The sequence below is a fragment of the Shewanella mangrovi genome (genome assembly GCF_000753795.1).
GTDB classification, from domain to species: Bacteria; Pseudomonadota; Gammaproteobacteria; order Enterobacterales; family Shewanellaceae; genus Shewanella; species Shewanella mangrovi.
Genome location: NZ_JPEO01000006.1, coordinates 43305 through 58074, shown reverse-complemented (window position 1 = coordinate 58074; position 14770 = coordinate 43305). Strand labels below are relative to the sequence as shown.

The following is a 14770-nucleotide window of genomic DNA, read 5'->3' as shown; positions in this document are numbered from 1 at the left end:
ATAATTAACACAAAATCGGCGGAAAAAACTGGCCGCTATCATATACCAATTGTGGCGCGATGAGTATATCAGTTGCCGATGAGTATTTCGGTTTTACTCGGAATTGCTAGTAATTGAAACTGTTCTACTGCCTGTGCCAGCATACGTTGCGGCGTATCTAGCACCACTTGCGGTTGGCCTAAAAATGCTAACGCGGCAGCTAACTCTGCTTGTGGCTGCTTTTTATTGAGGGCTGTCGCATGATTTTGTTTTGATAACTTAAAGCCGGGCTTAGTTGATGCAAGTGGCAAATGAATAAAGCTTGGCTCAGGTAAGCCAAGTTGCCGATACAGGGTCAACTGGCGGCAACTGGCCTCTAATAAGTCAGCACCGCGGACAATTTCGGTAACGCCTTGGTAGGCATCATCTAGCACCACAGCGAGCTGATAGGCATATAAACCATCGCTACGCTGAATAATGTAATCTTCGCTGGCAAATTCGCTTGATACCTCAATAGTCCCAAGCAGCAGATCATCAAACGTAGATACCGCTTGTTGGTTGAACAAGCGCACCGCACCATCGGTATGTTGTTGCTGGCGACAATGTCCATTGTAGATGCCATGCATCTCTTGCTGTATCAGCTTGCGACTACAGTGGCAGTAATAAGCTTGATGCTCGGCGAGCAGGGTTTGAATGGTGGCGTCGTACGCATCAAAGCGTTGGCTTTGATATAACACTCGCTCATCCCACTCAAAACCAAACAGCTCTAGCGTACGACGAATATCATCGGCGGCGCCTTCAGCTTCTCTCGGCGGATCAATATCTTCGATGCGCAACAGCCATTTGCCATTTAAGGCTCGAGCACGCAAATAACTGCCAACAGCGGCAATAAGAGAACCAAAATGGAGAGAACCAGAGGGAGAGGGGGCGAAACGACCAACGTAGGAAGAGAACATCTTATCGGACATAAGACACAAACGTGCTAGCGGGACAACGCAAATGTGTCCCGCCGGAAGCGACGTCTTAACCAGCCATCTGCTTTTCTTTGATTTCTGCTAAGGTTTTGCAGTCAATGCAAAGATCGGCAGTTGGGCGAGCTTCGAGACGGCGGATGCCGATTTCAACACCACAAGATTCACAGAAGCCGAAATCGTCTTCTTCAATTTTTTGCAGTGTTTTTTCAATCTTCTTAATCAACTTACGTTCACGGTCACGAGCGCGGAGTTCCAAACTGAACTCTTCTTCCTGCGCTGCGCGATCGACCGGATCAGGGAAGTTAGCAGCTTCATCCTGCATATGAGTAACGGTACGATCCACTTCGTGACGCAGTTGATTACGCCAGGCTTCGAGAATGGTTTTAAAATGACCCAACTGCTGTGGGTTCATGTATTCCTCACCGGGAGATTCCTGGTAAGGGCTCAAACCAGCGATAGCGAGTACACCAAGTGTTTTAGTGCCTTCAGGCATAACGCATCTCCTGTTTTCGTTTGCGTCATAGGGCGTTTTCTAGAAACGGCCGCTATCTATAGCAGAATATGAATACCTAGGCAAACATTTCCACATTTCAATAACAATATATTTGAATATGCTTGCTAAATCGTAATGCCGTCAACTTTTGTCGTATTTCCTTTTCGATTTAACGTAAAAATGGCACTTTGCGAGTGACCTTAAATTCGTTGTAATTCAGTTCACTACAATATGCTAATACTTCTACTCCCACAGAAAGGGCGGTTTCGAGCAATTCAGCATAGGCGCTATCAATATGTCGTGCCGCTGCCACATCATGAATGCCAGTATGTTGTACTATAAACAATAGCACTCCGCGCTGACCTTGATTGACCACAGACATCAATTCTCGCAGGTGTTTCTGTCCACGTTCGGTGACAGCATCAGGAAAGAAGCCATGTTCTCCCTCTAATAAAGTGGCACTTTTGACCTCAACATAACAATCGGGTTGCTCACCATCTGTAAGCATAATGTCGATACGGCTATTTTCGCTGCCGTAACGCACTTCGCGTTTAAGCGTTTTATAGCCTTTCAGTTCTTTGATAATGCCATCGCGAATCGCCTCTTCGGCAAGCTGATTGGCGCGGCCGGTATTAATTCCAATCAGGTCACCGCTGGGAGTCTGCATCAGTTCCCACGTATAAGGATATTTGCGCTTGGGATTGTCTGAGCTGCTAAACCATACGCTTTCACCAGGAAACAGGCAGTTCTTCATTGAGCCTGTGTTCGGGCAGTGAATAGTGGTGACGCTGCCATCAGCTAATTCAATATCAGCCAAAAAACGCTTATAGCGTTTTAGTAGCCGTCCTCGTTGCAGTGGTGGTTCAAAATGCATCCGGGGCTTCCCAGCAGAATAAAGAGGGCTAGCCTAACAGTCGGCAGCTTTACAGACAATCTTGTGCCGATAGCGGCCGCTATTCGGTAAGCCTCACAATTTGCTGTACAATGTCGCCACATTTTTCATCTGTGATGAAAGGAAATCCGATGAGCGAATTATTTAAGGTTGTCTTGTCTCATGACGCGCCAGCAGCCTATTGGGGCAAAGCTGATGTCAGCTTTGAGCAGCAAACAGCGACTATCCATTTAAAATCCGCTATGCCATTAAGGCAGATCCAAATGGCGGCACGAAAGCTGCGTAACCAAGGGCTGTCAGCCGTTGTGTTAGCGGGCAATGGCTGGGACGTTGACCGTCAATGGAGTTTTTACCAAGGTTTTGTGACCGCTAAAGGTGGGTTCCAAGTCGAGTGGAGTGGTGATGCTGCCCAAATCAATGAGCTTAAACAGCGTGCTATCAGTGCTAGCTTCGTTCGGCAACTGACGAATGACACGCCTGAGAACCTCTACCCGGTGAAGCTCGCCAGTGACACTGCCGCATGGTTAGGTTCATTAGCACCAGAAAAGGTCAGCTACCGTATTATTAGTGGTGATGAACTCCTGCAACAGCAGTGGATTGGTATTCATGCGGTTGGCCGCGGTAGTACGCGATCACCTGCATTGCTTGAGCTGGATTACAACCCGTTTGATACCGATGCTCCGGTATCCGTCGCCTTGGTTGGTAAAGGCATTACCTTTGACTCTGGTGGTTACAGCATTAAGAGTTCAGAAGGCATGTTGGGCATGAAAGCCGATATGGGCGGTGCCGCAACGGTGGCGGGTGCACTTGGTTTGGCGATTCAACGTGGTTTGAAACAGCGGGTGAAACTTTATTTATGCTGCGCTGAAAATTTGGTGAGTGGCAATGCCTATAAACTCGGAGACATTCTCACCTATAAAAATGGCACTACGGTAGAAGTCGTCAATACCGATGCGGAAGGGCGTCTGGTACTGGCTGACGGCCTGCAAGCCGCGAGTGAATCTGGTGCGCGCTTTATTATTGATGCAGCCACACTTACCGGTGCTGCAGTGATGGCGGTGAGCAGTCAATATAATGCGATTTTTTCACCACAACCTGCGGTGTTGGCGTTGACACAACAGAAAGCTGCTGAAGTGGCTGAAAACGTTTGGCCATTGCCGCTAGATCCTTGGCATCAGGATGCTTGCCCGTCGGCATATGCTGATACCGCCAATAGTCGTGCAGTTAAAGGCGGTGGTCCAGGTGGCGCTTCAAATGCCGCCGGATTCTTGTGGCGTTTCGTGACCCCGCAGGCGGATTGGTTGCACATCGACCTTGCCGCAGCGTTTGAAGATAACGCATCAGCTATGTGGGCCGCTGGTGCGACGACGCACGGTATGCTGACTATTGCGCAACTGCTTGATAGTGAGTAACTTTAGGAATTCGACGCAGATTGTTTAAGCTGCTGTAATCCATTATTAAATGCGCTCGGCATCGCCGGGCGTTTTTATTGGTGTAATAAAGGAGAAGCTGTGACCATTCGAAAGTTGCGTGCAATCGACACGGATGAGGTGTGGCAACTACGTAATGCCGCCATCTTACGCGGATGCGCTGAAGTCTACGACGCCAAAACGCTGGAAATTTGGACCCCAGACGAAACGCCAACGGGCTTTGCTGAGTTAGTGACGCGTGGCTTTTACGGCTTAGAGCAAGACCAACAATTGGTGGCCGTTGGGATGCTTGATGAGGATAGTAATAAAATAGAAGGACTGTTTGTGTCACCGGAATATATGGGACGCAAACTGGGGGCGCAAATGTTAGCGTTTTTAGAACAGCTCGCCGTCGCCCGCGGTATCAAGGTGTTGTCGCTGGATGCCAGTTTAAATGCCGCTAACTTTTATCTGCGGTGTGGCTATCGCATTATTCGAAACGAAACCTACCACTCTCCAGCAGGCATTAATCTGCCCAGTGTGCTGATGGAAAAACGCCTTACCGACGTTAGTTAGCCAGTGACATACCAAGCGGCCAGCTGTGCAGAATAGGGTATTGCACGCCGTCGCCTAAATTGACTGACTGATAGAGATGGAGTTCCCGAGGTGCCAAGGTGAGTGTCGGGACTTGCATTGCATCGTAGTCGGGAGGCAATTTTGCTTTGCGTGCAAGGGTGATATGCGGGCGATACTGCGAATGCTGCTGCAACGTCAGTAAATCAGCCGCAATATGGCTGATAGTTTGCTGCAACTGCAGCAAACTGCGATTCACTTCATCATGCGTTAGACAGAGGATTTTGGGTTTTGGCCAGAAGCTGAGCCGCGTTAACGGCTGCTGAAACCGGGGTAAATCCAGCTGTTGAATCTGCGTCTCAAGTCGCTGACGGTTTGTTGCTGTGACATTTCCTAAAAATAGCAAGGTCAGGTGCAGGTTTTCCGAGGGCACAGGCTTGCCATCGGCGTGCGCCAACTCAGCTTGCAGCTGAGTTAACTGGCGGACTTGCGCCTGTTCGAATGAAAATCCTAAAAAAAGTCGCTGCACAGCATCATTATTCGTCGGCATCGCTCAACTCTGCTACCAAATTGCGCTAACTATACTAGGCTGTAATTCAGGGAATGTCTCGGTTTCAGCGCAATCAAGGAGGGCATATATGGCGCAGCAGGTCACGGCCTCGTTACAGCAAACGTTGATGCAACTTTTTGACGATGCGCCGTTGGTGACGCTTGAGCAAAATGTTGACCGTGCACTCGAATTAATTTCGGCGCAATTGGCCTGTGATGGTGTATTTGTTTTGTCGCCCGTTGTCACGCCCGGCTACTTAGTGGCGCGTAACCTTTATCTCAAATCTCAATTTAATACGGGTCAGGGCGTTCGCGAATGGGCACTCGGGCATACGCCATTTTTTCGCGCGCTGGTTAAACAGCCTAAGCTATTTTCGCTAACATCGCTGTCGCAACTTCCCAAAGATGCCATTGCTGAAAAGCAGATGCTGCGCCAATGGCACGTCAAAAGCCTGTTGGTGTTACCTCCGGTAAAACTGGGGGAAACACATATCGCCGTTGGCGCGGTGAATTGTCAGCAGGAGTGTGAATGGAGCGAGCACTTCATTGAGCAATTACAACAGTCACAGACGTTAATTGCTGCGGCAATGGAGTTAACCCGAATAGCACAGGCATTACTTGTCAGTGAGCGGCGTTATCACGAGTTATTTCATCAGTTACCGCTGGCCTGCGCTCAACTGAATCGAGGTGATGAACTGGTGATGATGAACCGCATTGCTGAGCAAACGTTGCTGAACGGTGATTCCTGCAACCTATTACGCTCGGTGCGCGAGGAAGACCGCGACAACCTGCGCGACACATTAGCTATGGTGCGTGACGGCGTGCTCGGACAGGCTTGGTGCGAAGTTGGTATTGAACATGCCGCCGAGATGACGTGGCAACGTTTGGGGCTGTACCCTGCGCAAAGTGACCGCCGCAACCTGATTGTGATTGCCGAAGATGTTAGCGAGCGACGGCGTCTCGCCTCAGAACTATCGTTTCACGCAAATTATGACGCACTGACCGGACTGCCCAACCGCACCCATTTTGAAGATCTGCTGCAGCGTTTGTTGATGGAACATGATCAAACGCCAGTGTGTATTGCCTTTGTCGACTTAGACCAGTTTCGCGTGATCAATAATATGAGCGGCCATATGGCCGGCGATCGACTGATTTGCCAGATTGCCGAGCGGCTTAAGTTACTGGTGCGCAAAGGGGATATTGTGGCCAGACTCGGCGGCGATGAATTTGGTATCCTTATGCATGCGTGTAATCGTGACTCTGCTACCGTGATTGCCGAGCGTATTTGTAGTCAGATCCGTGGTCATCAATTTAGCTGGCAAGGACGTGAGCATAAAGTCTCTGCCAGCATCGGCATCGCGCCCATGGAGCGTTCAGAGGACGATATCTATACCGTAATGGCGCAGGCAGATGCCGCTTGTCGTTTAGCTAAAGATGCCGGACGCAATCAATACCAAGTTTACGATGAACGCGACAATCGCTTTAAGCGTTTTTATACCGAGATGACGGCATCACTGGAGATTATTGAGGCGCTGGCCAATGACCGCTTTCAGCTTTACTTTCAGGAAATCCGTGCCGTGAATCGGCCCGCAAACGGGCTACATTTAGAAATCTTATTACGGATGAAACGTGACAACGGTGAACTGCTGTCGCCGGGCGTATTTTTCCCGGCGGCGGAGCGCTACGACTTAGTGGCGCGAGTTGATCGCTGGGTGATCGATAACCTGCTGCGCTGGGGAAATACCCATCCTGAACTTTGGCAACAATGTGAACAGATTTCGGTCAACCTGTCTGCGGCCTCAATCGGTGACCACGAGTTTATGGAGTGGTTGGAGAAACAACTACTTGCCGAAGCCGATTTGGCGAAAACCTTGTGTTTTGAAATTACTGAAACTGCAGTGCTTACTCAAGTGGAGCAAGCTTGTAAGCTGTTAGATATGTTGCAGTGCTTAGGATGCAAATTAGCGATGGATGACTTTGGCGCAGGATTTTCATCATTTTCCTATCTTAAAAAGCTCGCATTAGATTACGTGAAAATTGATGGGCAATTTGTAGTGAATCTCTGCCAAGATAATGCCGACAGAGCCATTGTGGCGGCCGTTTGCCAGCTCGCGCAAGAGTTGCAATTTGCGACTGTGGCTGAGTTTGTCGAGTCAGCGCAAATCCTCACCGAGCTTGAACATATTGGCGTAGATTACGCTCAAGGTTATGCGATTCATAAGCCGATGCCGCTGACCCAAATAACCTCATTACTCAAGTAACTCAGTTGCCCAACAATTCACCCACTGCGTTAGCTAGTCACTAGCAAACTGGTTACACTAGGCCTTTCTCTCGTCACTCATCGTTGATTTTGGAACATCTACCCATTCAAGTCCTGTTGCCAGCTGTGCGCCAAGCCCTGTCAACGCAACGACAATTGATCATTGAAGCGCCTACCGGTGCAGGTAAATCGACGGCGTTGCCATATGCCATGCTCGATTGGCCCGAAATTGACGGTCGCATTCTGTTACTGGAACCGCGTCGAGTCGCAGCTCGTAGCATCGCCCATTTTTTGGCAAAACAACGTCAGCAAGCATTAGGCGAGCAGATAGGTTACCGTGTCCGCGGTGAAAGCCGAGTGAGTGCTAACACGCGGCTTGAAATCATCACCGAGGGTGTTCTAACGCGCATGATCCAGCAAGATCCAACGCTGGATGGTGTGGCGATGATCATCTTCGATGAAATCCACGAGCGGCACCTGAGCACAGATTTAGGCTTAGCATTAGCGCTAGAGGTACAACAATCGCTGCGCGATGATCTGACCATTGTGGCAATGTCAGCCACCCTTCAAGGTTTACCGCTGGCAGAGCTGATGCCGCTGGCATCGAAATTGGTCAGTGAAGGGCGAAGTTTTCCCGTCACTATTGCTTATCAGGCACCCAAAGTGCAGGCAAGCCCAAGTGCGATGCCCGAGTGGTTACTGCATATGGGCAGAATGATCACCGCGTTACTACAGGTCGATACGGCACAGGCTTTAGGGGCTTCGGCGGAGCAAGCTGCAGGTTCGCTGCTGGCATTTTTACCGGGTAAACGTGAGATTCTGCAGTTAGCTGAGTATCTAAACGGGCGCGTGGCCGCGCATGTAGCTATTTATCCTCTATATGGTGAACTGGACGCTGCTGAGCAAGACGCGGCGATTGCGCCAGCGCGCGCAGGGCAGCAGAAAGTGGTGCTATCCACAAATGTCGCAGAATCCAGTTTGACCATCGACGGCATTACTATGGTGGTCGACAGCGGTTATAAGCGACACGCCAGTTTTAACCCTAAAACTGCGGTCACCCGCTTAAGCTTAAAGCGCATAAGCCAAGCATCTGCCACTCAGCGCAGTGGCCGCGCGGGGCGTTTGAGCGCGGGATTTTGTTTGCGCTTATGGAGCCTAGAGGAACAAGAACGATTACTGAACGCTGATGAGCCCGAAATCGTGACCAGCGATCTGCTGGGCATGGCGTTTGAAGCAGCGAATTGGGGCGTTAAGTCGATCAGTGACTTGCTGCTGTTAACCGCACCTAATGCTGCCAACGAAAGTGTCGCTTGGGAATTACTGCAAAATCTTGACTTAGTCGATAGCCAGCGCAATATGACAGCGCTTGGACGTCAAGCTTACGGCTTGGGCGCGTCGGTACGCTTAGCGCATATGTTGGTTAAAGCCCAAGCTTTGGCATCAAGCCGCCAACAGCCGCAATTGCTGGGATTAGCCTGTTTGTTAGCGGCCTTGCTGGATGGCAATGTCAGTTCGAACAGCTGTGATATTCAGCGCTGTCTCGCCAGTGCTACCTCTGGTTTAGCCGGACGTTTGTGTCGTAATTGGTTGCAGCGTTTTCATCTGACACTGTCACCGAGTGAATTGGTACAAGCGGCTAACCGACATGATGTGGCGATGCTACTGGCGTTCGCTTTTCCGGATCGCATTGCCAAAGCTCGTGGCCAACAGGGCTTTTTATTGGCTAATGGCACTGGGGTGGAATTGCCGCAGCACGATGCTCTTAATCAGGCTGATTGGTTAGTGGTGGCGGATTTTCAAGAACAACAAGGTCGCAGTGCTGGCCGTGTTTGGCTTGCGTGTGAATTGCCTGAAAGCTTGTTTACCGAAGAACTTGCCTATCTGTGCCGATGGCAAGAGGTTGCATTATGGCATGAACAACGTGGCCGTATGCAGGCGGAAAGACAACTGTGCCTTGGCAAGTTAATTCTTAAAACGGACACCATGCCACTCAGCGATGAACTTCGAGTGAGCGGTTTTATTGGCTATATTCGCCGTAAAGGTTTGTCGGTGCTTAATATGGATGAGCGCACAAGACAGCTACAGTACAGGTTGGCCATTGCAAGATCTGTCGATGCGAGTTTCAACGCCATGGATGACACTTGGCTATTGGACAATCTGGATATTTGGCTGGCGCCGTTTCTGACCGATATTCGCAATGTCACTCAGTTAGCTGGACTTAATATCGGCAGTACATTACTGCATGCGCTGGAATGGTCTAAGCGACAGCAGCTTGACCAATGGCTACCGGAGCTTTGGCCGATGGCGACGGGAACACGCGCGCCAATTCGTTATGACAATGCGGGCAGGGCATTACTTAGCGTTCGCCTGCAAGAAGCGCTGGGTATGGCGCACAGCCCAAGACTATTAAACGATACTCTGGTGGTCACGATGGAGTTGTTATCTCCGGCACAGCGACCATTGGCATTAACCTCTGACTTAGCCAGCTTTTGGGCCGGGCCTTATGTGGAGGTGAAAAAGGAGATGCGTGGTCGCTATCCTAAGCATCTTTGGCCAGATGATCCGGCTAATACGCAAGCAACTAAATTCACTAAAAAACGCACACTGAATCAGTAGGCTCAGCAATAACTAATGGCAAAAACAACCAAAAAAACTCAGGGAAAGCCGCGCGCTAACAAATCAACAAAGCCATCGGTCTGGCGCAAGCTGTGGTCGATAGGCTGGAAACTCGCGTTAGTGGTTATCGCAGTGCTGGTGGTTTACAGCATCTATCTTGATCAAATCATTGCGCGCAAATTTGAAGGGCAAAAATGGTATTTGCCAGCGCAGATCTTCAGTCGTTCTATGTCGATCTATCCCGGTGCGCCGGTGAGCCACCAACAACTGATTGATGAGCTAAAACTGCTTGGCTATCGCAAGGTGGCCAATCCTCGTCAGGTTGGCGAGTTCTCCGCATCAAGCAGTAAAGTGGACGTATGGCGTCGTCCTTTCTTGCACCCTGAGGGCAAACAACCCGAGCAGCGGGTAATGATCAGTTTTGACAGTAACGGCGTCACCTCAGTGAACCGTGCTGAAGATAGTCGGCAACTGGCAGTGTTTCATCTTGAGCCTGTGCTGCTCGATAGGATTGTCACAGGTGACGGCGAAGACCGGTTATTCGTGCCAACAGCCGAGATGCCACCTATGGTGATAGAAGCGCTGATTTTGACTGAAGACCGTACCTTCTATGAACACTTTGGGATCAATCCGTTGGCAATTCTGCGCGCAGCGATGGTGAATATTACGGCTGGCCGCACTGTACAGGGCGGGTCGACCTTAACTCAGCAGTTGGCGAAAAACTTTTTCCTTAGCAGTGAGCGTTCGCTCATTCGTAAGGTGCGCGAAGCCTTGATGGCATTGATTATTGATTTCCGCTATAGCAAAGAGGAAATTCTCGAAGCGTATCTTAATGAAGTCTATATGGGCCAAGATCATAGCCGTGCCATTCATGGTATGGGGTTGGCCTCTCAGTTCTATTTTGGGCGGCCAATCGGTGAGCTGACCTTAGCGCAGCAGGCCTTTTTGGTGGCGGTGATTAAAGGTCCGTCATATTACAACCCGTGGCGTTACCCGAAACGGGCGCAGCAACGCCGTGACCTGGTGCTGCGACTGTTGATGGAAGGCGGCAAAATCACCGCTAAGCAATATCAGCTAGCGGCATCATCTCCATTAGCGCTACGTGATGCCGAGCGGCCAGTGCATCAAAAGCTGCCGGCGTTTTTTGCGCAAGTGAAGCAAGAGCTGCGCGATCGCTACGGTGAAGCATTGTTAAAACAATCGGGAGTTAAGGTTTACACCACACTCGATCCGTTGGCGCAGGAAGCGGCAGAGAAAGCGGTACAACAAACCTTAACGTCGCTCAATGCTGAAAAATATCAGTTGCAAACCGGCATGGTGGTGAGCGACCGATATTCGGCTGGAATTGCCGCGATGGTGGGAGATCGTGTGCCTTCTTATTACGGCTTTAACCGCGCCAGCGATATTCGTCGTCCCATTGGTTCATTGGTGAAACCGTTTGTTTATGCAACAGCGTTGTCGCAGCCTGGGCATTACAATCTGGTGACGCCATTGAAAGATGAGCCAATTACACTGACCAACGAACGTGGCGAAACCTGGTCACCGCAAAACGATGACCGCCAGTTTAGTGGCCAAGTGCCACTGCTGACAGCACTGAAAAAGTCGATGAACGTACCCACGGTTAACTTAGGAATGGCGTTGGGGCTTGATGCAGTCGCTACGACACTGAAGCAGGCAGGCTGGCAGGACAATATCAACCGCTATCCGTCGATGTTGCTTGGCGCGATTAATGGCTCGCCATTGATGGTGGCGCAAATGTACCAAACCATTGCTTCTCGAGGGCGTTACCGTCAGTTGGCGGCAGTGACCCAAGTGCTGGATAAAGATAATCAGCCGATTACTGCGACAGCCTTAGCGCAACATCAGGCGATAGATCCGAGCGTCGATTATCTGGTGCAATACGCTATGACCAAAGTGGTGGAATCTGGCACGGCGGCAAAACTCGGTGAAGCCTTCCCTTATGTCACCCTTGCGGGGAAAACAGGCACAAGTAATGATCGCCGTGATTCCTGGTTTGCTGGCATAGATGAACGTAACGTCGCTGTTGTTTGGGTGGGTCGTGATGACAATGGTAAAACATCGCTCTATGGCAGCAGTGGCGCCATGGCGGTTTATCGTCAGTTTCTGCGTAATCGGGCGCCATTGTCGCTGCGATTGCCACCAGAAAATGGCATAGTTCAAGGCTATTTTGACCGTGATACCGGGGCTGCGATGGGCGCAGATTGTGGTTCTGTGGTAAAGGTGCCTGCCTTAGCCGACAGCTATCACCCTGCGGCTAACTGCGGCAAACCAAAGTCGTGGTGGCAGCGTTTACTGGGTAATTGAAGACAGCGAATACATGCACACAAAAAAGGCCTCAATTGAGGCCTTTTTACTGGTGAATCTAATCATTAACTGAGACGACGACGGCTAATGGCCGCCATGCCAGCAAAGGCTAAAAATAACCAACCGACGCTACCGCCTGATTTCTTTTCAGGTTTCTCGGTTGCGAGGTAGTCCATCAGCTCCGTCAGCTCGGCAATCGACTTAATCTCTTCCAGATTGATGCGGTATTTATCATTAACGATAAAGGTAGGGATTGAATCAATACTGAAGGTATTTTGTTGTTGGCGCCAGCTATTGATCATATCGGTGGTTTCGCTGCTATCCGCGATTTGGTCATATTGCGCGGCATCTACGCCAGCAGTGGCGAATACTTGCTTGATATCGTCACGGCTTTGGATAGTGGATTTGTGATTATGGTTGTGTTCATCTTCGCCTTGAATCGCAGTGAACATGGCAGGTGTCAGTTGCTTTTCCAATCCCAGCGTTTTCATTACAGCCAGTGAGCGCATCACTTCAGTGCCGATCGCACTATTCATAAAGTCGACATGTGCATCATCAAAGGCGATTTCCGGTTTGATTTTCGCCTTGATAAAAGTGATGTATTTCTTCGACATCATGTTGCAATGTGGGCAATAAAACGAGAAATACTCAGTGACTTTGGGAGTGTCACTCGCTTTGTCAGCCACCTGAACATATTGTTTACCTTCAACAAATTCTGTGGCGTGGGCAGTAACAGAGGCACCAGCGAGGAGTAGCACGGCCAGAGCAGGTTTCAGCAAAATAGACTCCTTGATTTCGCGAACTAATAGGCTTGATTGGATTGAGATTAGGTATTTTGACTTAATCCAATATTAAACAATGATTTTTTAGTGATAACTGTGAAATGGCACAGGTTTCAGCTGGCTTTGAGCGCCTGCCAAGCCTCGCAGATCTGGCGGAATTTTACTGCATCGCCGTCCGGGCGATCAGGATGCCAACGCAGCGCCAGTTTACGCCATTGGCGGCGAATATCACGATCGCTGGCATCAAGTTCCAGCTCCATGACTTTCAGCGCATCCATATGCGCAAGGCGTTTGGGATTGGCACCAATATATTTTTCGTAGGAGTGCCAGAACGACGCCAGCATCTCTTTAACCACATTGGCGCAGGTATCGTAGTTGCGCCAGTCAAGGTAATATTCTCTTAATGCTTGGTCTTGGTGTTGCAGCAATAGCACGTTAGATGGCGCTAAACGAAATAGCTGAATGTCCATCGATTTGACCTGTAGCCATTGTTCGGGCAGCAGCATTTCTTGTAATTCATAGAGGGCATTCATCAGTAAAAAATTACGTTTGAACAGGTCTTTTTCGGGAGAGTCGTCGAGGTGATGCATGAGGCCGCGTTGCTGCAGCTCAGTGGCAAGATGATGCACTTTCCAACTGCGCACGGATGTCTTAAAGAGCGTCATCAGTGGCCAAATCAGCGGATTGTCTTCGCGCAGACATTTGATGTCGGCATTCGCTTCCTGAACTTTCTCAGCAATGGCGGGTTTAGCAAGCAACATGGCGTCATTCATCCTGAAAGTCGATTTTTTCTACTATGCCACAGTGGATCGTGAGTGCAACCAAAATGTGAACTGACGCAGAAAGGGGCGATGAGGTATGTATCAAACCCGCGTTGACGCAGGCATAACCTCACAAGGACGTAACATAAAGTTGAGCAAATGCGCCGTAAAAGTAGCGGCTTCAATGTTCGTTATAAATGCGTTACCTTTGATGCGGTAGTGCAAGGTTGGCAAATTTAGCGATTGGCGAACATCTACCCACATTAATTTGCCGCGTCTCACAAAAGTGGTGCGATAAAGCGAAGCATCGGCGGCGGATTTGCGTTAGAATTCGCGCCCAACATCCCAAGGCGCGTAGCCAATGCGCCTTGTCTGTCCGCATGACACTGCGGCAAATTATCTCTTTGTTAACATTCGGGGTCGTGGCGATGATCGAAAAACGCTATATCACAGCTCAGGAACTGCTAGAGGATTCATTCCGACTGGCTGCTCAGGTTTACCAAAGTGGCTTTCGTCCACAGTTTATCGTAGGGATCTGGCGTGGTGGTGCTCCAATCGGTATCGCAGTGCAGGAATACTTTGATTACAAACAAGTCGAAACTGACCACATTGCCGTGCGTACGTCTTCTTACTACGGTATTGGTACCGATAAGCAAAGCAAAGAGATCAAAGTTCATGGTCTGCATTACATCATCGAAAACGCTAACGCCGATGATGGCTTGCTGATTGTTGATGACGTATTTGACTCAGGTCGTAGCGTACATGCGTTGAAAGAAAAACTGGCGCAAACCATGCGCCTGAATCTGCCAAAAGATATCCGCATTGCGTGCCCATATTACAAGCCAAAAAATACTGCTGTGCCAATGAAACCAGACTATTTCATTCACTCGTCTGATGAATGGTTGGTGTTCCCGCACGAAGTATCAGGCTTAACGCCGGAAGAGATTTCAGAGGGCAAGAACGATTTTCGCAATATTCGTGATCTGTTTGATTAACGCTTATTGCATCTCTAAAAAAGAAGCGCCTTGGCGCTTCTTTTTTTATGTCTGTGATTCAGCTTAAGCGGGCAAGTGTGGCGCTAATATTGCGCCTGCGAGGTAAATGTTAGGAAAAAGTTACCGTTCATCGGTGAGATCACAGTAGGATATTGACTGGAA

At 49.6% G+C, this 14770-nt stretch carries 12 protein-coding genes; 6 read left to right on the top strand and 6 right to left on the bottom strand.

Annotated features, from left to right (window positions below; all coding sequences use genetic code 11):
• Positions 1-68: 68 nt before the first annotated feature.
• From gluQRS to sfsA, 3 genes are all read right to left on the bottom strand, one after another.
• Entirely contained in the window at positions 69-947 is an 879-nt protein-coding gene (gene gluQRS, locus HR45_RS09980) for a tRNA glutamyl-Q(34) synthetase GluQRS (RefSeq protein WP_037442508.1), read from the bottom strand.
• A 55-nt stretch (positions 948-1002) separates the two neighbouring features.
• Entirely contained in the window at positions 1003-1446 is a 444-nt protein-coding gene (gene dksA / locus HR45_RS09975) for an RNA polymerase-binding protein DksA (RefSeq protein WP_037442506.1), read from the bottom strand.
• 169 nt (positions 1447-1615) lie between these two features.
• Positions 1616-2320: a DNA/RNA nuclease SfsA gene (gene sfsA / locus HR45_RS09970; RefSeq protein ID WP_037442504.1), complete on the bottom strand. Its 705-nt coding sequence runs from the start codon at positions 2318-2320 to the stop codon at positions 1616-1618.
• A 149-nt stretch (positions 2321-2469) separates the two neighbouring features.
• On the opposite strand from sfsA, the gene pepB reads away from it, so the two are divergent.
• Together pepB and HR45_RS09960 are read left to right on the top strand one after the other, a co-directional pair.
• On the top strand, positions 2470-3750 hold the full coding sequence (pepB, locus tag HR45_RS09965) for an aminopeptidase PepB (RefSeq protein ID WP_156104054.1): 1281 nt from the start codon (positions 2470-2472) through the stop codon (positions 3748-3750).
• A 99-nt stretch (positions 3751-3849) separates the two neighbouring features.
• Positions 3850-4323 carry a GNAT family N-acetyltransferase gene (locus HR45_RS09960; RefSeq protein ID WP_052074663.1) on the top strand — a complete coding sequence of 158 codons (474 nt, stop codon included), beginning with the start codon at positions 3850-3852 and terminating at the stop codon, positions 4321-4323.
• On the opposite strand, the gene thpR is transcribed toward HR45_RS09960, so the two are convergent.
• Complete coding sequence (gene thpR, locus HR45_RS09955) at positions 4316-4870, bottom strand: RNA 2',3'-cyclic phosphodiesterase (protein WP_037442502.1); 555 nt, start codon at positions 4868-4870, stop codon at positions 4316-4318. The two genes, HR45_RS09960 and thpR, sit on opposite strands and share 8 nt — an antisense overlap.
• A gap of 88 nt (positions 4871-4958) precedes the next feature.
• On the opposite strand from thpR, the gene HR45_RS09950 reads away from it, so the two are divergent.
• The 3 genes from HR45_RS09950 to mrcB all read left to right on the top strand — a co-directional run bounded on the left by HR45_RS09950 (position 4959) and on the right by mrcB (position 12070).
• A complete protein-coding gene (locus HR45_RS09950) occupies positions 4959-7130 on the top strand; it encodes a putative bifunctional diguanylate cyclase/phosphodiesterase (protein ID WP_037442500.1) in 2172 nt (723 codons plus the stop codon).
• 89 nt (positions 7131-7219) lie between these two features.
• Positions 7220-9745, top strand: a complete 2526-nt coding sequence (gene hrpB, locus HR45_RS09945; protein ID WP_037442499.1) for an ATP-dependent helicase HrpB — start codon at positions 7220-7222, stop codon at positions 9743-9745.
• A 15-nt stretch (positions 9746-9760) separates the two neighbouring features.
• Positions 9761-12070: a penicillin-binding protein 1B gene (mrcB, locus tag HR45_RS09940; protein WP_037442498.1), complete on the top strand. Its 2310-nt coding sequence runs from the start codon at positions 9761-9763 to the stop codon at positions 12068-12070.
• A gap of 65 nt (positions 12071-12135) precedes the next feature.
• Here the strand turns inward: mrcB and HR45_RS09935 are convergent, their stop codons facing one another.
• Both HR45_RS09935 and HR45_RS09930 read right to left on the bottom strand, forming a co-directional pair.
• Positions 12136-12849 carry a DsbA family protein gene (locus HR45_RS09935; protein ID WP_037442497.1) on the bottom strand — a complete coding sequence of 238 codons (714 nt, stop codon included), beginning with the start codon at positions 12847-12849 and terminating at the stop codon, positions 12136-12138.
• Positions 12850-12965: 116 nt separating this feature from the next.
• Complete coding sequence (locus tag HR45_RS09930; RefSeq protein WP_052074662.1) at positions 12966-13613, bottom strand: DNA-J related domain-containing protein; 648 nt, start codon at positions 13611-13613, stop codon at positions 12966-12968.
• A 428-nt stretch (positions 13614-14041) separates the two neighbouring features.
• Here HR45_RS09930 and HR45_RS09925 point away from each other — a divergent pair, with 428 nt between their 5' ends.
• Complete coding sequence (locus HR45_RS09925) at positions 14042-14608, top strand: phosphoribosyltransferase (RefSeq protein WP_037442793.1); 567 nt, start codon at positions 14042-14044, stop codon at positions 14606-14608.
• Positions 14609-14770 lie beyond the last annotated feature (162 nt).

Excerpts from the sequence above, each read along its gene's own strand:
- gluQRS (WP_037442508.1), bottom strand. The coding sequence starts at position 947 with ATGTCCGATAAGATGTTCTCTTCCTACGTTGGTCGTTTCGCCCCCTCT.
- dksA (WP_037442506.1), bottom strand. The coding sequence starts at position 1,446 with ATGCCTGAAGGCACTAAAACACTTGGTGTACTCGCTATCGCTGGTTTG.
- sfsA (WP_037442504.1), bottom strand. The coding sequence starts at position 2,320 with ATGCATTTTGAACCACCACTGCAACGAGGACGGCTACTAAAACGCTAT.
- pepB (WP_156104054.1), top strand. The coding sequence starts at position 2,470 with ATGAGCGAATTATTTAAGGTTGTCTTGTCTCATGACGCGCCAGCAGCC.
- thpR (WP_037442502.1), bottom strand. The coding sequence starts at position 4,870 with ATGCCGACGAATAATGATGCTGTGCAGCGACTTTTTTTAGGATTTTCA.
- HR45_RS09950 (WP_037442500.1), top strand. The coding sequence starts at position 4,959 with ATGGCGCAGCAGGTCACGGCCTCGTTACAGCAAACGTTGATGCAACTT.
- mrcB (WP_037442498.1), top strand. The coding sequence starts at position 9,761 with ATGGCAAAAACAACCAAAAAAACTCAGGGAAAGCCGCGCGCTAACAAA.
- HR45_RS09930 (WP_052074662.1), bottom strand. The coding sequence starts at position 13,613 with ATGTTGCTTGCTAAACCCGCCATTGCTGAGAAAGTTCAGGAAGCGAAT.
- HR45_RS09925 (WP_037442793.1), top strand. The coding sequence starts at position 14,042 with ATGATCGAAAAACGCTATATCACAGCTCAGGAACTGCTAGAGGATTCA.